The organism is Amycolatopsis sp. NPDC114484, from assembly GCF_055633755.1.
In genome coordinates, this window is sequence record NZ_JBVKDQ010000010.1 from 128,130 (window position 1) to 145,085 (window position 16,956).

Sequence of the window (16,956 nt, forward strand, 5' to 3'; positions counted from 1 at the left end):
CCGTGACGCGGGCCGACACGCCCGACCGCGGGGACCGGTGAAGACACGAAGAAGCAAGATCACGACAGGAAGCTGGTCCATTGCCCACGATCCAGCAGCTGGTCCGCAAGGGCCGCCAGGACAAGGCTGCCAAGCAGAAGACCGCGGCCCTCAAGGGGAGCCCGCAGCGTCGTGGCGTGTGCACCCGCGTGTACACCACGACTCCCAAGAAGCCGAACTCGGCCCTGCGCAAGGTTGCTCGTGTGAAGCTGACCAGCGGTATCGAGGTCACCGCGTACATCCCGGGCGAAGGCCACAACCTGCAGGAGCACTCCATGGTGCTCGTGCGCGGTGGCCGGGTTAAGGACCTGCCGGGTGTTCGCTACAAGATCATCCGCGGTTCGCTCGACACCCAGGGTGTGAAGAACCGTAAGCAGGCGCGCAGCCGGTACGGCGCGAAGAAGGAGAAGAGCTAATGCCTCGCAAGGGTCCGGCGCCGAAGCGGCCGCTGATCTCCGACCCCGTCTACGCCTCCCCGCTGGTCACCCAGCTGGTGAACAAGGTGCTGAAGGACGGCAAGCGGTCCCTGGCCGAGCGCATTGTCTACGGCGCTCTCGAAGGCGCTCGCGAGAAGACCGGCACCGACCCGGTCGTCACGCTGAAGCGCGCGCTCGACAACGTGAAGCCCACCATCGAGGTGAAGAGCCGCCGCGTCGGTGGCGCCACCTACCAGGTGCCGATCGAGGTCAAGCCCGGCCGCTCCACCACGCTGGCGCTGCGCTGGCTGGTCTCCTTCTCGCAGGCCCGCCGCGAGAAGACGATGATCGAGCGGCTGCAGAACGAGCTGCTGGACGCGAGCAACGGCCTTGGCGCCAGCGTCAAGCGTCGCGAAGACACGCACAAGATGGCCGAGTCGAACAAGGCCTTCGCGCACTACCGCTGGTGATGACCGCCCGGCTGCCGATAGAAGCCATGCCGGGCCCCACGTTCGAGACAGGGGAACATTCTCGTGGCACGTGAAGTGCTGACCGACCTCAACAAGGTCCGCAACATCGGCATCATGGCGCACATCGACGCCGGTAAGACCACCACCACCGAGCGGATCCTGTTCTACACCGGGATCAACTACAAGCTCGGCGAAGTCCACGACGGCGCCGCCACGATGGACTGGATGGAGGAGGAGCAGAAGCGGGGCATCACCATCACCTCGGCTGCGACCACCACCTTCTGGAACGACTACCAGATCAACCTGATCGACACCCCCGGGCACGTCGACTTCACCGTCGAGGTGGAGCGCAACCTGCGGGTGCTCGACGGCGCGGTCGCCGTCTTCGACGGCAAGGAAGGCGTCGAGCCGCAGTCCGAGCAGGTCTGGCGGCAGGCGGACAAGTACGACGTCCCGCGCATCTGCTTCGTCAACAAGATGGACAAGCTGGGTGCGGACTACTACTACACCCTGCAGACCATCTCGGACCGTCTCGGCGTCCGGCCGCTGGCCATCCAGCTGCCGATCGGCGCGGAGAACGACTTCGAGGGCGTCATCGACCTGGTCCGGATGAAGGCCCTGGTCTGGCGCGGCGAGGTGCAGAAGGGCGACGACTACTCCGTCGAGGACATCCCGGCCGAGCTGGCCGACCGCGCGGCCGAGTACCGCGAGAAGCTGATCGAGGCCGTCGCCGAGACCGACGACGCGCTGATGGAGAAGTTCCTCGAGGGCGAGGAGCTGACCCAGGACGAGATCAAGGGCGGCATCCGCCACCTGGTCGTCACCCGCGAGGCGTTCCCGGTGCTCGCCGGCTCCGCGTTCAAGAACAAGGGCGTGCAGCCGATGCTGGACGCGGTCATCGACTACCTGCCGTCGCCGCTGGACGTGCCGCCGGTCGAGGGTCTGCTGCCGGACGGCGAGACCCCGGTCACCCGGCACGCGACGACCGAGGAGCCGTTCTCCGCGCTCGCGTTCAAGATCGCCGCGCACCCGTTCTTCGGCAAGCTGACCTACATCCGGGTCTACTCGGGCAAGGTCGCCTCCGGCGCCCAGGTCGTCAACGCGACCAAGGAGCGCAAGGAGCGCATCGGGAAGATCTTCCAGATGCACTCCAACAAGGAGAACCCGGTCGACGAGGCCCTGGCCGGCCACATCTACGCGGTCATCGGCCTGAAGGACACCACCACTGGTGACACCCTCGCCGACGCGCAGAACCCGGTCGTGCTCGAGTCCATGACCTTCCCGGACCCGGTCATCAAGGTGGCCATCGAGCCGAAGACCAAGGCCGACCAGGAGAAGCTCTCCCTGGCGATCCAGAAGCTGGCCGAGGAAGACCCCACGTTCCAGGTCAACCTGGACGAGGACACCGGTCAGACGATCATCGCGGGCATGGGCGAGCTGCACCTCGAGGTGCTGGTCAACCGGATGAAGTCCGACTACAAGGTCGAGGCGAACATCGGCAAGCCGCAGGTCGCCTACCGCGAGACCATCAAGAAGACCGTGGACAAGCTCGACTACGTCCACAAGAAGCAGACCGGTGGTTCCGGCCAGTTCGCGAAGGTCATCGTGAAGCTGGAGCCGCTCGAGCGCACCGACGGTGCTCTCTACGAGTTCGACAACAAGGTCACCGGTGGCCGCGTGCCGCGGGAGTACATCCCGTCGGTCGACGCGGGCGCACAGGACGCCATGCAGTACGGCGTGCTGGCCGGCTACCCGCTCGTCGGGTTGAAGTTCACCTTGTTGGATGGCGCGTACCACGAGGTCGACTCTTCCGAGATGGCGTTCAAGATCGCCGGTTCCATGGCGATGAAGGAAGCCGCGAAGAAGGCCGGCCCGGTCATCCTCGAGCCGATGATGGCCGTCGAGGTCACGACTCCCGAGGACTACATGGGTGACGTGATCGGCGACCTCAACTCCCGCCGTGGCCAGATCCAGGCCATGGAGGAGCGCGCCGGTACCCGTGTCGTGAAGGCACTGGTCCCGCTGTCGGAGATGTTCGGCTACGTCGGCGACCTGCGGTCCCGTACCCAGGGCCGGGCGAACTACTCCATGGTGTTCGACTCCTACGCCGAGGTTCCCGCGAACGTCGCGAAGGAAATCATCGCGAAGGCGACGGGGGAGTAACTCCCCCACCGCGCGCGGGCATTAAGGAACTCTCCTGAACGTCCGCAGCAACGACGAAGGAACATTCGTGGGGCAGCAGCCACGCTGCCCCACGAGCACAACGCGAAATCAGTCCAGGAGGACATTCCAGTGGCGAAGGCGAAGTTCGAGCGGAGCAAGCCGCACGTCAACATCGGCACCATCGGTCACGTCGACCACGGCAAGACCACGCTGACCGCGGCGATCACCAAGGTTCTGCACGACGCGTACCCGGAGCTGAACGAGGCCCGTGCGTTCGACCAGATCGACAACGCGCCGGAAGAGAAGCAGCGCGGCATCACGATCAACATCTCGCACGTCGAGTACCAGACCGAGAAGCGTCACTACGCGCACGTGGACGCCCCCGGTCACGCCGACTACATCAAGAACATGATCACCGGTGCCGCGCAGATGGACGGCGCGATCCTGGTGGTCGCGGCGACCGACGGCCCGATGCCGCAGACCCGCGAGCACGTGCTGCTGGCCCGCCAGGTCGGCGTGCCCTACATCGTCGTGGCGCTGAACAAGGCCGACATGGTCGACGACGAGGAGATCCTCGAGCTCGTCGAGCTGGAGGTCCGCGAGCTGCTGTCCTCGCAGGAGTTCCCGGGCGACGACGCGCCGGTCGTGCGCGTCTCCGGCCTCAAGGCTCTCGAGGGCGACGAGAAGTGGGGCCAGGCGGTCCTCGAGCTCATGCACGCCGTCGACGACAACGTGCCGGACCCGGTCCGCGAGCTCGACAAGCCGTTCCTGATGCCGATCGAGGACGTCTTCACGATCACCGGCCGCGGCACCGTCGTGACCGGCCGCGTCGAGCGTGGCGTGGTCAACGTGAACGAAGAGGTCGAGATCGTCGGCATCCGCGAGAAGTCGACCAAGACCACCGTCACCGGTGTCGAGATGTTCCGCAAGCTGCTCGACACGGGCCAGGCGGGCGACAACGTCGGCCTCCTGCTGCGCGGCATCAAGCGCGAGGACGTCGAGCGCGGCCAGGTCGTCGTGAAGCCGGGCACCACCACCCCGCACACCGAGTTCGAGGGCCGGGTCTACATCCTGTCCAAGGACGAGGGCGGCCGGCACACGCCGTTCTTCAACAACTACCGCCCGCAGTTCTACTTCCGCACCACGGACGTGACCGGCGTCGTGACCCTCCCCGAGGGCACCGAGATGGTCATGCCGGGCGACAACACGGACATCAGCGTTGTGCTGATCCAGCCGGTCGCCATGGACGAGGGTCTGCGCTTCGCCATCCGCGAGGGTGGCCGGACCGTCGGCGCGGGCCAGGTTACCAAGATCAACAAGTGACGTCGGCGCCCTGAATTCGGGTCAATACACCCCCGAGTTCAGGGCGTCAACTCACGTGTGCGACACTATTCAGGTTGCTCGTCCTGGGGCGGCCGAATCCTTATCGGTTTTCAATCGACTGGGTTCCGGCCGCCCTGGTATGAGCGGCCACGGTCCGTGGAGCTCTTCCTTCGGGTGAGGCTAGCGGGCAAAGGCCAGTGGGGACGACCGCGGTGCTTGTTCAGACCAGGTCGGCCCGCGGCCTCCTCACGTAAGAGGAAGACCAGGCAAGACGACGATCCTTAGGGATCCGTCTGTGCGGCGGGCGCGACACGCCCGACCGCGTGGACCGGGGACAGGGCCGTTGAACTGCTGAAACCCGGGCTCCGGCCCAGGTTGACGAGACAAAGCGGCACGAGACGACAAGGAACGCAGCCACCATGGCGGGACAGAAGATCCGCATCCGGCTCAAGGCCTACGACCACGAGGCGATCGACACCTCGGCGCGCAAGATCGTGGAAACGGTCACGCGCACCGGCGCCCGTGTTGTCGGGCCGGTGCCGCTGCCTACCGAGAAGAACGTTTACTGCGTCATCCGCTCGCCGCACAAGTACAAGGACTCGCGCGAGCACTTCGAGATGCGCACGCACAAGCGTCTGATCGACATCCTCGACCCGACGCCGAAGACGGTCGACGCGCTCATGCGCATCGACCTCCCGGCGAGCGTCGACGTCAACATCCAGTAAGCGTTGGGCGAGCGGCGGAGATAAGAACTCATGTCTGACAGGCAAATGAAGGGCATCCTGGGCACCAAGCTCGGCATGACCCAGGTCTTCGACGAGCAGAACCGGGTCGTCCCGGTCACTGTCGTCAAGGCCGGTCCGAACGTGGTGACCCAGGTCCGGACCACCGACAAAGACGGCTACGCGGCCGTGCAGCTGGCGTTCGGCGCGATCGACCCGCGCAAGGTGAACAAGCCGCGCACCGGCCACTTCGACAAGGCGGGCGTGACCCCGCGCCGGCACGTCGCCGAGCTGCGCACCACCGACGCCGAGACCTACGAGGTCGGCCAGGAGATCACCGCCGAGGTGTTCGAGGCCGGCACTTCGGTCGACGTGACCGGTACCAGCAAGGGCAAGGGCTACGCGGGTGTCATGAAGCGCCACGGCTTCAAGGGCCAGGGCGCGAGCCACGGCGCGCAGGCCGTGCACCGCAAGCCGGGTTCCATCGGCGGCTGCGCCACGCCCGGCCGCGTGTTCAAGGGCCTGCGGATGGCGGGCCGGATGGGTAGCGACCGGGTCACCACGCAGGGCCTGACCGTGCACGCGGTGCGTGCCGAGGACGGCCTGCTGCTGATCAAGGGCGCGGTGCCCGGTCCCAAGGGCGGCCTGCTGTTCGTGCGCAGTGCCGCGAAGGGTGGAAACTGACGATGACGAACGTCGAGCTGAAGACTCCGGCCGGTAAAGCCGACGGCACCGTCGAGCTCCCCGGGGAGATCTTCGACGTGCAGGCCAACGTCGCGCTGATGCACCAGGTCGTGGTGGGCCAGCTGGCCGCCGCGCGCCAGGGCACGCACGACACGAAGACCCGCGGTGAGGTCTCCGGTGGCGGCAAGAAGCCGTACCGGCAGAAGGGCACCGGTCGCGCCCGCCAGGGTTCGACCCGCGCGCCGCAGTTCGCCGGCGGTGGCGTCGTGCACGGCCCCACGCCGCGCGACTACACCCAGCGCACCCCGAAGAAGATGAAGGCCGCCGCTCTGCGTGGCGCCCTCTCCGACCGGGCTCGCGCCGGCCAGCTGCACGTCCTGACGGAACTGGTCACCGGCGAGAAGCCGTCGACCAAGACCGCCAAGACGGCGATCGCCGCCGCGACCCAGGCCAAGCGCGTTCTCGTGGTCCTGCACCGCGACGAGGAGCTCGCCTGGGTGTCCGCGCGGAACCTGCCGTACGTGCACCTGATCTGGGCTGACCAGCTCAACACCTACGACGTCCTGGTCAACGACGACGTCGTGTTCACCAAGGCCGCCTACGACGCGTTCGTGGCAGGCCCCGTCCGCGGGAAGGTCGTCAAGGCCCTCGCGCGTTCGAGCGAGGTTTCGGAAGGGAGTGACGAGAAGTGAGCTCGGTCGCCATTCCGGACCCCCGCGACATCCTGCTCGCGCCGGTGATCTCCGAGAAGTCCTACGGACTGCTCGAGGACCACAAGTACACGTTCATCGTCCGTCCGGACGCCAACAAGACCCAGATCAAGATCGCGGTCGAGAAGGTGTTCGGCGTGAAGGTCGTCAGCGTCAACACGGCCAACCGCCAGGGCAAGCGGAAGCGGACTCGTACCGGCTTCGGCAAGCGCAAGGACACCAAGCGCGCCATCGTGACTCTTTCGCCTGAGAGCAAGGCGATCGAGATCTTCGGCGGACCCACCGCGTAAAGGACTGAGCTGACAATGGGCATCCGCAAGTACAAGCCGACGACCCCGGGTCGTCGCGGTTCGAGCGTCTCGGACTTCGCCGAGATCACCCGGTCCACGCCGGAGAAGTCGCTGCTGCGCCCGCTGAGCAAGACCGGCGGCCGCAACGCTTCGGGCAAGATCACCACCCGGCACAAGGGCGGTGGCCACAAGCGCGCCTACCGCGTGATCGACTTCCGTCGTCACGACAAGGACGGCGTGCCGGCCAAGGTCGCGCACATCGAGTACGACCCCAACCGCACCGCGCGCATCGCGCTGCTGCACTACGCCGACGGCGAGAAGCGCTACATCATCGCGCCGGAGAAGCTGAAGCAGGGCGACACGGTTGAGAACGGCCCCCGCGCCGACATCAAGCCGGGCAACAACCTGCCGCTGCGCAACATCCCGGTCGGCACCGTGATCCACGCGATCGAGCTCCGCCCCGGCGGCGGCGCGAAGATGGCCCGGTCCGCCGGCGCCCGCGTGCAGCTCGTCGCCAAGGACGGTCCCTACGCCCAGCTGCGTCTCCCCTCGGGCGAGATCCGCAACGTGGACGTGCGCAACCGCGCGACCGTCGGCGAGGTCGGCAACTCGGAGCACTCGAACATCAACTGGGGCAAGGCGGGCCGCAACCGCTGGCGCGGCAAGCGCCCGACTGTCCGTGGTGTCGTGATGAACCCGGTCGACCACCCGCACGGCGGTGGCGAGGGCAAGACGTCCGGTGGTCGCCACCCGGTGAACCCGAACGGCAAGCCCGAAGGCCGCACTCGCAAGAGCAAGCCGTCCGACAAATTGATCGTCCGCCGCCGGCGTACCGGCAAGAAGCGCTGAGCAGGGAGGTAGAAGCACATGCCACGCAGCCTTAAGAAGGGCCCGTTCGTGGACGACCACCTGCTCAAGAAGGTGGACGCTCTCAACGAATCGGGCAAGAAGACCGTGATCAAGACTTGGTCGCGGCGCTCCACGATCATCCCGGACTTCCTGGGTCACACGATCGCGGTGCACGACGGCCGCAAGCACGTCCCGGTGTTCGTCACCGAGGCGATGGTGGGTCACAAGCTGGGCGAGTTCGCCCCGACGCGGACCTTCAAGGGCCACATCAAGGACGACCGCAAGTCGCGCCGCCGCTGAGCGGGCCAGAGAAAGTTAAGGGAAGCAGATGAACGCCCAGTCAAACGCCACGGCCGCAGCCGAAGAGCTGCCCTCGGCCGTCGCGCGGGCTCGTTTCGTCCGGGACTCGCCGATGAAGGTGCGCCGGGTGATCGAGCTCGTCAAGGGTCGTAGCGTCAGCGAGGCCTTGGCCGTGCTCCGGTTCGCGCCGCAGGCGGCCAGCACGCCGCTCGCGAAGGTCATCGCCAGCGCGGCGGCCAACGCCGAGAACAACCTCCAGCTGGACCCGGAGTCGCTCTGGATCAAGTCCGCGACCGCCGACGAGGGCCCGACCCTCAAGCGCATCCGTCCGCGGGCCCAGGGCCGTGCGTACCGGATCCGCAAGCGCACCAGCCACATCACCGTGGTGGTCGAGTCGCGGCCTGCGGAGAAGAAGAGCAACAAGAAGGCAGGTGGCCGGTAGTGGGCCAGAAGATCAACCCGCACGGCTTCCGCCTGGGTATCACCACTGACTGGAAGTCGCGCTGGTACGCCGACAAGCAGTACGCGGAGTACGTGGCCGAGGACGTCAAGATCCGCAAGCTGCTCTCCACCGGCATGGAGCGCGCCGGCATCTCCAAGGTCGAGATCGAGCGCACCCGTGACCGTGTCCGCGTCGACATCCACACCGCCCGGCCGGGCATCGTCATCGGCCGCCGCGGCGCGGAGGCCGACCGGATCCGCGGCGCGCTGGAGAAGCTGACCAAGAAGCAGGTCCAGCTGAACATCCTCGAGGTGAAGAACCCCGAGGCCGACGCGCAGCTGGTCGCCCAGGGTGTCGCGGAGCAGCTGAGCAACCGCGTGGCGTTCCGCCGCGCGATGCGCAAGGCGATCCAGACCTCCATGCGCTCGCCGCAGGTCAAGGGCATCCGCGTGCAGTGCGGCGGTCGTCTCGGCGGTGCCGAGATGTCCCGTTCCGAGCACTACCGCGACGGCCGGGTCCCGCTGCACACGCTGCGCGCCGACATCGACTACGGCTTCTTCGAGGCCAAGACGACGTTCGGCCGCATCGGCGTGAAGGTGTGGATCTACAAGGGCGAGCTGGTCGGCGGACTGAAGGCGCGCGCCGAGCGCGACGCCGCCGCGTCGGCCGCGGACCGCGCGCCGCGCCGCGACCGTGGCGACCGGCCGTCCCGTCCGCGCCGTTCCGGCGCCTCGGGCACGACCCCGACCTCGACCGAGGCCGGCCGCGCCGCCGCTGCCGCGAAGAGCGACACCGCGACTGAGGCCCCGGCCGCTGAGACCGCAGAAAAGACGGAGGGCTGAGACGTGCTCATCCCGCGCAGGGTCAAGCACCGCAAGCAGCACTCCCCGAAGCGCCACGGCGCCGCCAAGGGCGGTACCAAGGTCAACTTCGGCGAGTACGGCATCCAGGCGCTTGAGCACAGCTACGTGACGAACCGGCAGATCGAGTCCGCTCGTATCGCCATGACCCGTCACATCAAGCGCGGCGGCAAGGTGTGGACCACGATCTACCCGGACCGCCCGCTGACCAAGAAGCCGGCGGAAACCCGCATGGGTTCCGGTAAGGGTTCGCCCGAGTGGTGGATCGCCAACGTGAAGCCGGGTCGCGTGATGTTCGAGATCAGCTTCCCGAACGAGGAGACCGCCCGCGAGGCGCTCCGCCGCGCGATCCACAAGCTGCCCATGAAGTGCCGCATCGTGACCCGGGAAGGTGAGTTCTGATGGCTAACGGAGCCGCACAGGCATCCGAGCTGCGTGAGCTCACCGCCGAAGAGCTCGTGCTGCGTCTGAAGGAATACAAGGAGGAGCTCTTCAACCTCCGCTTCCAGATGGCGACCGGGCAGCTGGACAACAACCGTCGGCTGCGCACCGTCCGCACGGACATCGCGCGGATCTACACGGTCATGCGCGAGCGCGAGCTCGGCCTGTCCGTGGCGCCCGACGCCGAAAGTGAAGGTGCCGCATGAGCGAGGCTGCCACCGAGAAGACCGCCCGGAACTACCGCAAGGTCCGCGAGGGTTACGTCGTCTCGGACAAGATGGACAAGACGATCGTGGTCGAGCTCGAGGACCGCAAGAAGCACCCGCGCTACTCGAAGGTTCTCCGCAGCACCACCAAGGTCAAGGTGCACGACGAGAACAACGAGGCGGGCGTGGGCGACCGGGTCACGCTGATGGAGACCCGGCCGCTGTCGGCGACCAAGCGCTGGCGTCTGGTGCAGGTCGTGGAGAAGGCCAAGTAAGCAGGGCTCTTTTGGGAGTCCTTGGTTCCGCAAGGCTCGCGACAGCGAGAACCAGCGCGACATACAGGAGTTGACGTGATCCAGCAGGAGTCGCGGCTTCGGGTTGCCGACAACACGGGCGCGAAGGAAATCCTTTGCATCCGCGTTCTCGGCGGGTCCGGGCGGCGCTACGCCGGCATCGGCGACATCATCGTCGCCACCGTGAAGGACGCCATCCCGGCCGCCGGGGTGAAGAAGGGCGATGTCGTCAAGGCCGTCATCGTCCGCACGGTGAAGGAGCGCCGTCGTCCGGACGGTTCCTACATCCGGTTCGACGAGAACGCCGCCGTGCTCATCAAGAACGACAACGAGCCCCGGGGCACCCGCATCTTCGGCCCGGTGGGCCGCGAGCTGCGCGACCGAAAGTTCATGAAGATCATTTCGCTCGCGCCGGAGGTGCTGTGATGAAGGTGAAGAAGGGCGACACGGTCGTCGTCATCGCCGGCAAGGACAAGGGCGCGAAGGGCAAGGTCATTCAGGCCTACCCGGAGCGGGAGCGCGTGCTGGTCGAGGGTGTCAACCGGATCAAGAAGCACACCCGGATCACCCAGACCCAGCGCGGCGCCCAGTCCGGCGGCATCGTGACGCAGGAAGCGCCCATCCACGTGTCGAACGTGATGGTCGTGGACGCGGACGGCAAGCCGACCCGGGTGGGCTACCGCATCGGCGAGGACGGCAAGAAGGTCCGGGTCTCGCGCCGGAACGGCAAGGACATCTGACATGACCACCGCAGAGAAGATCGTGCCGCGTCTGAAGACCCGGTACCGCGAAGAGATCAAGGGCGAGCTCCAGAAGGAGTTCTCCATCCCCAACGTGCACCAGATTCCCGGCGTCGTGAAGATCGTCGTGAACATGGGTGTCGGGGACGCCGCCCGGGACAGCAAGCTGATCGACGGCGCGGTCCGCGACCTCGCCCTGATCACCGGGCAGAAGCCGGAAGTCCGCAAGGCCCGCAAGTCGATCGCGCAGTTCAAGCTGCGCGAGGGCCAGCCGATCGGTGCGCGCGTCACGCTGCGCGGCGACCGGATGTGGGAGTTCCTCGACCGGCTGCTGACCATCGCGCTGCCCCGTATCCGCGACTTCCGCGGGCTTTCGCCCAAGCAGTTCGACGGCAACGGCAACTACACGTTCGGTCTCAACGAGCAGTCGATGTTCCACGAGATCAACCCGGACGACATCGACCGCCCGCGCGGCATGGACGTCACCGTCGTCACGACCGCCACCACCGACGACGAGGGCCGGGCGCTGCTGCGCAAGCTCGGTTTCCCGTTCAAGGAGAACTGAGCCGATGGCCAAGAAAGCGCTAGTCAGCAAGGCTTCGAAGAAGCCGAAGTTCGCGGTGCGTGCCTACACCCGTTGCAACCGGTGCGGGCGTCCGCACTCGGTGTACCGCAAGTTCGGCCTGTGCCGGATCTGCCTCCGGGAGATGGCGCACGCGGGCGAACTGCCCGGTGTCCACAAGTCCAGCTGGTAAGGCTCGAAACTCTATTCCCAGTTCGCCACAGGCCCCGCCGCGCCGGCCGGAGACCTCTCCGGCCGGGCGAGGCGGGGAACCAGGCGAGAAAGGTTGACAGGTCACCATGACGATGACCGACCCGATCGCAGACTTCTTGACCCGTCTGCGCAACGCGAACTCGGCGTACCACGACGAGGTCGTGCTTCCGCACTCGAAGATCAAGGCGAACATCGCCGAGATCCTCAAGCGCGAGGGCTACATCGCGAGCTACCGCGACGAGCCGGGCGAGAAGCACAAGAACCTCATCGTCGAGCTGAAGTACGGCCCCAACCGCGAGCGGAGCATCGCCGGCCTTCGCCGCGTCTCCAAGCCGGGTCTGCGGGTCTACGCAAAATCGACCGAACTGCCGTCCGTTCTCGGTGGCCTCGGCGTCGCGATCATCTCGACGTCCGGCGGACTCCAGACCGACCGTCAGGCCAAGCGCAACAACGTGGGCGGCGAAGTCCTCGCCTACGTCTGGTAAGGAAGGGGGCACAGACATGTCACGCATCGGAAAGCTGCCGGTCGCCGTCCCCTCCGGGGTCGAGGTGACCATCGACGGCCAGAACGTCAAGGTCAAGGGGCCCAAGGGCACCCTGGAGCACACCGTCGCCGAGCCGATCGTCGTCGAGCGCGACGAAAACGGCACGCTGCTGGTGAAGCGTCCGGACGACGAGCGCACGAGCCGGGCTCTGCACGGTCTCACCCGCACGCTGGTGAACAACCTCGTGGTGGGCGTGACCGAGGGCTACGAGAAGAAGCTCGAAATCCACGGCGTCGGTTACCGTGTGCAGGCCAAGGGATCGGACCTCGAGTTCGCCCTCGGCTACAGCCACCCGGTCAAGATCGAGGCGCCGGAAGGCATCACCTTCAAGGTGGAGTCGCCGACCCGGTTCTCGGTGTCCGGCATCGACAAGCAGAAGGTCGGCCAGACCGCCGCGGTCATCCGCAAGCTGCGCCGCCCGGACCCGTACAAGGGCAAGGGCCTGCGCTACGAGGGTGAGAAGATCCGCCGCAAGGTCGGAAAGACGGGTAAGTGATGAGCGACACGACTACCACGAAGCGCAAGCCGGTCGGCAAGGACATCTCGACCCGCCGCCGCGTCGCCAAGACCCGTCGGCACTTCCGCCTCCGCAAGAAGATCAGCGGGACGCCGGTGCGTCCGCGCATGGTCGTCAAGCGGTCCTCGCGGCACATCACCGTGCAGGTGATCGACGACCTCGCCGGTCACACCCTGGCGTCGGCGTCCACCCTCGAAACCGACCTCCGGTCGTTCGAGGGCGACAAGAAGGCCAAGGCCGCGAAGGTCGGCGAACTGGTCGCTTCGCGCGCCAAGGACGCCGGCATCGAGGCAGTGGTGTTCGACCGTGGCGGCAACGCCTACCACGGCCGCATCGCCGCGCTTGCCGACGCCGCCCGTGAGGCGGGGTTGAAGTTCTGATGCACATGCTCGTGAATGGAAGGAAAGCCTGATGCCGGGACGTACACGGCAATTCGGCGGCGGCCAGGGCGGACCGGGCGGTCAGGGCGGCAACGACCGCAACGACCGTCGTGGTGGCGGCCGGGACCGGCGCGACGGCGGCCGTGGCGGGGCCGGCCAGGACAAGACCCCGCACCTTGAGAAGGTCGTGACGATCAACCGCGTCGCCAAGGTCGTCAAGGGCGGTCGTCGCTTCAGCTTCACCGCCCTGGTGGTCGTCGGCGACGGCGACGGTCAGGTCGGCGTCGGCTACGGCAAGGCCAAGGAAGTTCCCGCGGCCATCGCCAAGGGCGTCGAGGAAGCGAAGAAGAACTTCTTCCGCGTTCCGCGCGTCGCCGGCACCATTCCGCACCCGATCCAGGGTGAGGAAGCCGCCGGTGTCGTGCTGCTCCGTCCCGCCTCCGCCGGTACCGGTGTTATCGCCGGTGGCCCGGTGCGCGCGGTGCTGGAGTGCGCGGGCGTCCACGACGTGCTGTCGAAGTCGCTCGGCTCCGACAACGCCATCAACATCGTGCACGCGACCGTGGCGGCCCTGAAGGGGCTGCAGCGTCCGGAGGAGGTGGCCGCTCGCCGCGGTCTGCCGCTCGAGGACGTCGCCCCGGCCCGGATGCTGCGTCAGCGTGCCGGCCAGGGGGTCTGACATGGCTCAGCTCAAGGTCACTCAGGTCAAGAGCAAGATCGGCACGAAGCACGCTCACCGCGAGTCGCTGCGCACCCTCGGGCTGCGCAAGATCCGCCAGAGCGTCGTGCGTGAGGACACCCCCCAGGTGCGCGGCCTGATCCACACCGTCCGCCACCTGGTGGAGGTCGAGGAGGTCCAGGCATGACCGCCATCAAGATCCACCACCTTCGTCCGGCTCCTGGCGCCAAGCGCGACAAGATCCGCGTCGGCCGTGGTGAGGGTTCGAAGGGCAAGACCGCGGGTCGCGGTACGAAGGGCACCAAGGCCCGGAAGAACGTGCCCGCCGGGTTCGAGGGTGGGCAGATGCCCATCCACATGCGGCTGCCGAAGCTGCGTGGGTTCAAGAACCGGTTCCGCACCGAGTACCAGCCGGTGAACGTGGGCGACATCGCCCGCGTGTTCGCCGATGGTGGCAAGGTCGGGCCGGAGGAGTTGGCTGCTAACGGTCTCGTTCGCAAGGGCAAGCTCGTGAAGGTGCTCGGCAACGGGGACCTGAACGGGGTCAAGCTCGAGCTGACCGCGCACGCGTTCTCCGGTTCCGCCAAGGAGAAGATCGAGGCTGCTGGTGGTTCGGCCACCGTTAGCTGATCTGCTTGCGTTTTAGAACGGGCCCGTCCGGCTTTGCCGGGCGGGCCCGTTTTGTTTGTGGTCTTGGGGGCGGCTCGTCGCCTGGCGGCGACATTGCGCCCCGATCTTGCGTGGGGCACCCCGAAGCTGATTGTGCAGGGAGGCTTCGTATCGGGGTGCGGGGGAGGGGCTGGGTGCCTCGATGGCTTGGGGGCGTGGGTGCCGGTTTTAGGGCTGTGAGGGGAACCCTGAGGGAATCAGGGGCTGTGAAGGTGGCCCTCACGGAGCCGCTAGCCGGTGCTGTGGCTGGTGTGGTTTCCGTGCTGTTGAGCCAAAGACCGCCGAATGGCGCGGGCCGAACAGGTGATCATCTCTGCTCCGGGCGGCCCTACCTGCGGCTCTTCGTCGGCGGGCTGGCTCGCGCTGAGACGTAAAACGCACAGGCGCTGCGGGCGGCCCATGCGAAGCTGTTAGAGTCGGCGGCACGCTTCCGGGCCTGTTTGCCCTGAAGCGTTCCTGGCTTGCCAGTGAGTCAGACATCCCGCCGGTCTCGTACCGGCCAAGCCGATCGTCGGTTGGGACGACCGACGACGCCGAGGAGGTCCCCCGCGTGCTCAGCGCATTCCGCTCGGCTCTCGCGACGCCGGATCTACGCAAGAAGATCCTGTTCACGCTAGCCATCGTCGCGGTCTACCGGATCGGTGCAACCATCCCGGCTCCGGGGGTCTCGTTCGCCGCCGTGCAGGCCTGTACCGCACAGGCCGATCAGCAGGGCGTGTACCAGCTGCTCAACCTCTTCAGCGGGGGTGCGCTGCTGCAGCTGTCGCTGTTCGCGACGGGCATCATGCCCTACATCACCGCGAGCATCATCATTCAGCTGCTCACCGTGGTCATCCCTCGGTTCGAGGAGCTGAAGAAGGAAGGCCAGTCCGGCCAGAACAAGCTGACCCAGTACACCCGGTACCTCACGATCGCGCTGGCGATCCTGCAGGCCACCGGCGTGGTCGCGCTCGCTGACCGCGGCACCCTGTTCCAGGGCTGCTCGCAGCCGATCATCCCGGACAACAGCGTCTACTCGCTGACGCTGATCGTGGTCACCATGACCGCGGGCACCGCGGTGATGATGTGGCTGGGCGAGCTCATCACCGAGCGCGGCGTCGGCAACGGCATGTCGGTGCTGATCTTCCTGAACATCGCGGCCCGCATCCCGGCCGAGGGCGCCAACATCATCAGCAACGGCGGCGGCGTCGCGCTGGTCGTGGTCCTCGCGTTCGGTCTGGTGATCATCGCCAGCGTCATCTTCGTCGAGCAGGGCCAGCGCCGGATCCCGGTGCAGTACGCCAAGCGCATGGTCGGCCGCCGGATGTACGGCGGGACCTCGACCTACCTGCCGATCAAGGTGAACCAGGCCGGTGTCATCCCGGTCATCTTCGCCTCGTCGCTGCTGTACCTGCCGCAGCTGCTCAGCCAGCTGATCGGCGACCCGCAGAGCAACTCGGGCTGGCAGTCCTTCATCCAGAACTACCTGGTCAACCAGAGCAGCTGGGTGCACATCCTGCTCTACTTCCTGTTGATCATCTTCTTCACCTACTTCTACATCACGATCACGTTCAACGTGGACGAGCGTGCGGAAGAGATGAAGAAGTTCGGCGGCTTCATCCCGGGCATCCGGCCCGGGCGTCCCACCGCCGAGTACCTCAGCTTCGTGCTGGGCCGGATCACGCTCCCCGGCTCGCTGTACCTGGGCATCATCGCGATCCTCCCGAACTTCTTCCTGTCCCTCACCGGCAGCGGGAACAACCAGAACTTCCCGTTCGGTGGCACGGCTGTGCTGATCATGGTCGGGGTTGGCCTCGACACCGTGAAGCAGATCGAAAGCCAGCTGATGCAGCGCAACTACGAAGGGTTCTTGAAGTGACGCGACTGGTTCTCGTCGGCCCGCCCGGCGCGGGCAAAGGCACGCAGGCGGTGGCCCTGTCCGAGCAGCTGCGGATCCCGCACATCTCGACGGGCGACCTGTTCCGGGCGCACGTGGGCCAGGAGACCCCGCTCGGCCAGGAGGCCAAGCGGTACCTGGACTCGGGCGAACTCGTGCCGGACTCGGTGACCAACGAGATGGTCCGCGAGCGGCTGGCCGAACCGGACGCGAAGGCGGGCTTCCTGCTCGACGGGTTCCCGCGCAACACCAAGCAGGCCGAGGTCCTCGGCGAGATGCTGAGCGAGGCCGACAGCAAGCTCGACGCGGTCATCCAGCTCGACGTGGCCGAGGACGTCGTCGTCGGCCGCCTCATGTCGCGCGGCCGCTCGGACGACACCGAAGACGTGATCCGCCGTCGCCAGCAGGTGTACGTGTCGGAGACCGCGCCGCTGCTGGAGTACTACGCCGACATCCTGGTGAAGGTCGACGGCGTCGGCGAGGTGCAGGAGATCTCGGACCGCGTGCTGAAAGCGCTGCGCGACCGCACGTGAATCTCGGAGGATTGCGTGTTCTGCAAGTGCTCCG

At 66.9% G+C, this 16,956-nt stretch carries 27 protein-coding genes; all 27 read left to right on the top strand.

Going from position 1 to position 16,956, the window contains the following annotated elements:
• Positions 1–80: 80 nt before the first annotated feature.
• Positions 81–455, top strand: a complete 375-nt coding sequence (gene rpsL, locus ACZ7SW_RS24450; protein WP_003102113.1) for a 30S ribosomal protein S12 — start codon at positions 81–83, stop codon at positions 453–455.
• Entirely contained in the window at positions 455–925 is a 471-nt protein-coding gene (rpsG, locus tag ACZ7SW_RS24455; protein ID WP_007031033.1) for a 30S ribosomal protein S7, read from the top strand. Before rpsL ends, rpsG begins: the two co-directional genes overlap by 1 nt.
• Before the next feature lie 63 nt (positions 926–988).
• Positions 989–3,088: an elongation factor G gene (gene fusA / locus ACZ7SW_RS24460; RefSeq protein ID WP_470232710.1), complete on the top strand. Its 2,100-nt coding sequence runs from the start codon at positions 989–991 to the stop codon at positions 3,086–3,088.
• A 129-nt stretch (positions 3,089–3,217) separates the two neighbouring features.
• The gene (tuf, locus tag ACZ7SW_RS24465; RefSeq protein ID WP_470232711.1) at positions 3,218–4,411 is read left to right on the top strand and encodes an elongation factor Tu; all 1,194 of its coding nucleotides are present in this window, start codon (positions 3,218–3,220) and stop codon (positions 4,409–4,411) included.
• Between the two features lie 419 nt (positions 4,412–4,830).
• A complete protein-coding gene (gene rpsJ / locus ACZ7SW_RS24470) occupies positions 4,831–5,136 on the top strand; it encodes a 30S ribosomal protein S10 (protein WP_003102098.1) in 306 nt (101 codons plus the stop codon).
• Positions 5,137–5,166: 30 nt separating this feature from the next.
• Entirely contained in the window at positions 5,167–5,817 is a 651-nt protein-coding gene (rplC, locus tag ACZ7SW_RS24475) for a 50S ribosomal protein L3 (RefSeq protein WP_370932197.1), read from the top strand.
• Positions 5,818–5,819: 2 nt separating this feature from the next.
• Positions 5,820–6,509: a 50S ribosomal protein L4 gene (rplD, locus tag ACZ7SW_RS24480; RefSeq protein ID WP_116204578.1), complete on the top strand. Its 690-nt coding sequence runs from the start codon at positions 5,820–5,822 to the stop codon at positions 6,507–6,509.
• The gene (gene rplW / locus ACZ7SW_RS24485) at positions 6,506–6,817 is read left to right on the top strand and encodes a 50S ribosomal protein L23 (protein WP_009072304.1); all 312 of its coding nucleotides are present in this window, start codon (positions 6,506–6,508) and stop codon (positions 6,815–6,817) included. Before rplD ends, rplW begins: the two co-directional genes overlap by 4 nt.
• 15 nt (positions 6,818–6,832) lie before the next feature.
• Entirely contained in the window at positions 6,833–7,666 is an 834-nt protein-coding gene (gene rplB, locus ACZ7SW_RS24490) for a 50S ribosomal protein L2 (protein ID WP_037816266.1), read from the top strand.
• A gap of 18 nt (positions 7,667–7,684) precedes the next feature.
• Positions 7,685–7,966, top strand: coding sequence for a 30S ribosomal protein S19 (gene rpsS / locus ACZ7SW_RS24495; protein WP_003102083.1), 282 nt, complete (start codon positions 7,685–7,687; stop codon positions 7,964–7,966).
• 28 nt (positions 7,967–7,994) lie between these two features.
• On the top strand, positions 7,995–8,408 hold the full coding sequence (rplV, locus tag ACZ7SW_RS24500) for a 50S ribosomal protein L22 (protein ID WP_378301024.1): 414 nt from the start codon (positions 7,995–7,997) through the stop codon (positions 8,406–8,408).
• Entirely contained in the window at positions 8,408–9,250 is an 843-nt protein-coding gene (gene rpsC / locus ACZ7SW_RS24505) for a 30S ribosomal protein S3 (RefSeq protein WP_470232712.1), read from the top strand. The genes rplV and rpsC overlap by 1 nt, the downstream gene beginning before the upstream one ends.
• A 3-nt stretch (positions 9,251–9,253) precedes the next feature.
• Positions 9,254–9,670: a 50S ribosomal protein L16 gene (gene rplP / locus ACZ7SW_RS24510; RefSeq protein ID WP_009072313.1), complete on the top strand. Its 417-nt coding sequence runs from the start codon at positions 9,254–9,256 to the stop codon at positions 9,668–9,670.
• The gene (rpmC, locus tag ACZ7SW_RS24515) at positions 9,670–9,915 is read left to right on the top strand and encodes a 50S ribosomal protein L29 (RefSeq protein ID WP_009072314.1); all 246 of its coding nucleotides are present in this window, start codon (positions 9,670–9,672) and stop codon (positions 9,913–9,915) included. Before rplP ends, rpmC begins: the two co-directional genes overlap by 1 nt.
• Positions 9,912–10,190 (top strand): 30S ribosomal protein S17, encoded by a 279-nt coding sequence (rpsQ, locus tag ACZ7SW_RS24520; protein WP_116204582.1) that lies wholly within the window; start codon positions 9,912–9,914, stop codon positions 10,188–10,190. The genes rpmC and rpsQ overlap by 4 nt, the downstream gene beginning before the upstream one ends.
• Positions 10,191–10,265: 75 nt before the next feature.
• Entirely contained in the window at positions 10,266–10,634 is a 369-nt protein-coding gene (gene rplN / locus ACZ7SW_RS24525) for a 50S ribosomal protein L14 (protein ID WP_004558867.1), read from the top strand.
• Entirely contained in the window at positions 10,634–10,948 is a 315-nt protein-coding gene (rplX, locus tag ACZ7SW_RS24530) for a 50S ribosomal protein L24 (RefSeq protein ID WP_116204583.1), read from the top strand. The genes rplN and rplX overlap by 1 nt, the downstream gene beginning before the upstream one ends.
• Position 10,949: 1 nt before the next feature.
• Positions 10,950–11,513 carry a 50S ribosomal protein L5 gene (gene rplE / locus ACZ7SW_RS24535; protein ID WP_116204584.1) on the top strand — a complete coding sequence of 188 codons (564 nt, stop codon included), beginning with the start codon at positions 10,950–10,952 and terminating at the stop codon, positions 11,511–11,513.
• A gap of 4 nt (positions 11,514–11,517) precedes the next feature.
• Entirely contained in the window at positions 11,518–11,703 is a 186-nt protein-coding gene (locus tag ACZ7SW_RS24540; RefSeq protein ID WP_020662790.1) for a type Z 30S ribosomal protein S14, read from the top strand.
• A 106-nt stretch (positions 11,704–11,809) separates the two neighbouring features.
• Positions 11,810–12,208 carry a 30S ribosomal protein S8 gene (gene rpsH / locus ACZ7SW_RS24545; RefSeq protein ID WP_116204586.1) on the top strand — a complete coding sequence of 133 codons (399 nt, stop codon included), beginning with the start codon at positions 11,810–11,812 and terminating at the stop codon, positions 12,206–12,208.
• Positions 12,209–12,224: 16 nt separating this feature from the next.
• Positions 12,225–12,764, top strand: coding sequence for a 50S ribosomal protein L6 (gene rplF, locus ACZ7SW_RS24550; protein ID WP_470232713.1), 540 nt, complete (start codon positions 12,225–12,227; stop codon positions 12,762–12,764).
• Positions 12,764–13,165, top strand: coding sequence for a 50S ribosomal protein L18 (rplR, locus tag ACZ7SW_RS24555; RefSeq protein WP_116204588.1), 402 nt, complete (start codon positions 12,764–12,766; stop codon positions 13,163–13,165). The genes rplF and rplR overlap by 1 nt, the downstream gene beginning before the upstream one ends.
• 31 nt (positions 13,166–13,196) lie before the next feature.
• Positions 13,197–13,844 carry a 30S ribosomal protein S5 gene (gene rpsE / locus ACZ7SW_RS24560; protein ID WP_067583695.1) on the top strand — a complete coding sequence of 216 codons (648 nt, stop codon included), beginning with the start codon at positions 13,197–13,199 and terminating at the stop codon, positions 13,842–13,844.
• A gap of 1 nt (position 13,845) precedes the next feature.
• On the top strand, positions 13,846–14,031 hold the full coding sequence (rpmD, locus tag ACZ7SW_RS24565) for a 50S ribosomal protein L30 (protein ID WP_004558875.1): 186 nt from the start codon (positions 13,846–13,848) through the stop codon (positions 14,029–14,031).
• Positions 14,028–14,474, top strand: a complete 447-nt coding sequence (rplO, locus tag ACZ7SW_RS24570; RefSeq protein ID WP_009072329.1) for a 50S ribosomal protein L15 — start codon at positions 14,028–14,030, stop codon at positions 14,472–14,474. Before rpmD ends, rplO begins: the two co-directional genes overlap by 4 nt.
• A 589-nt stretch (positions 14,475–15,063) precedes the next feature.
• The gene (gene secY, locus ACZ7SW_RS24575; RefSeq protein WP_470232714.1) at positions 15,064–16,371 is read left to right on the top strand and encodes a preprotein translocase subunit SecY; all 1,308 of its coding nucleotides are present in this window, start codon (positions 15,064–15,066) and stop codon (positions 16,369–16,371) included.
• Positions 16,368–16,922 carry an adenylate kinase gene (locus ACZ7SW_RS24580; protein WP_116202460.1) on the top strand — a complete coding sequence of 185 codons (555 nt, stop codon included), beginning with the start codon at positions 16,368–16,370 and terminating at the stop codon, positions 16,920–16,922. Before secY ends, ACZ7SW_RS24580 begins: the two co-directional genes overlap by 4 nt.
• Positions 16,923–16,956 lie beyond the last annotated feature (34 nt).

Bases quoted from the DNA above. Each gene is read 5' to 3' on its own strand.
- rpsG (WP_007031033.1), top strand. From the start codon at position 455: ATGCCTCGCAAGGGTCCGGCGCCGAAGCGGCCGCTGATCTCCGACCCC.
- rpsJ (WP_003102098.1), top strand. From the start codon at position 4,831: ATGGCGGGACAGAAGATCCGCATCCGGCTCAAGGCCTACGACCACGAG.
- rplC (WP_370932197.1), top strand. From the start codon at position 5,167: ATGTCTGACAGGCAAATGAAGGGCATCCTGGGCACCAAGCTCGGCATG.
- rplD (WP_116204578.1), top strand. From the start codon at position 5,820: ATGACGAACGTCGAGCTGAAGACTCCGGCCGGTAAAGCCGACGGCACC.
- rplB (WP_037816266.1), top strand. From the start codon at position 6,833: ATGGGCATCCGCAAGTACAAGCCGACGACCCCGGGTCGTCGCGGTTCG.
- rpsS (WP_003102083.1), top strand. From the start codon at position 7,685: ATGCCACGCAGCCTTAAGAAGGGCCCGTTCGTGGACGACCACCTGCTC.
- rplV (WP_378301024.1), top strand. From the start codon at position 7,995: ATGAACGCCCAGTCAAACGCCACGGCCGCAGCCGAAGAGCTGCCCTCG.
- rpmC (WP_009072314.1), top strand. From the start codon at position 9,670: ATGGCTAACGGAGCCGCACAGGCATCCGAGCTGCGTGAGCTCACCGCC.
- rpsQ (WP_116204582.1), top strand. From the start codon at position 9,912: ATGAGCGAGGCTGCCACCGAGAAGACCGCCCGGAACTACCGCAAGGTC.
- rplX (WP_116204583.1), top strand. From the start codon at position 10,634: ATGAAGGTGAAGAAGGGCGACACGGTCGTCGTCATCGCCGGCAAGGAC.
- rplE (WP_116204584.1), top strand. From the start codon at position 10,950: ATGACCACCGCAGAGAAGATCGTGCCGCGTCTGAAGACCCGGTACCGC.
- ACZ7SW_RS24540 (WP_020662790.1), top strand. From the start codon at position 11,518: ATGGCCAAGAAAGCGCTAGTCAGCAAGGCTTCGAAGAAGCCGAAGTTC.
- rpsH (WP_116204586.1), top strand. From the start codon at position 11,810: ATGACGATGACCGACCCGATCGCAGACTTCTTGACCCGTCTGCGCAAC.
- rplF (WP_470232713.1), top strand. From the start codon at position 12,225: ATGTCACGCATCGGAAAGCTGCCGGTCGCCGTCCCCTCCGGGGTCGAG.
- rplR (WP_116204588.1), top strand. From the start codon at position 12,764: ATGAGCGACACGACTACCACGAAGCGCAAGCCGGTCGGCAAGGACATC.
- rpsE (WP_067583695.1), top strand. From the start codon at position 13,197: ATGCCGGGACGTACACGGCAATTCGGCGGCGGCCAGGGCGGACCGGGC.
- rpmD (WP_004558875.1), top strand. From the start codon at position 13,846: ATGGCTCAGCTCAAGGTCACTCAGGTCAAGAGCAAGATCGGCACGAAG.
- rplO (WP_009072329.1), top strand. From the start codon at position 14,028: ATGACCGCCATCAAGATCCACCACCTTCGTCCGGCTCCTGGCGCCAAG.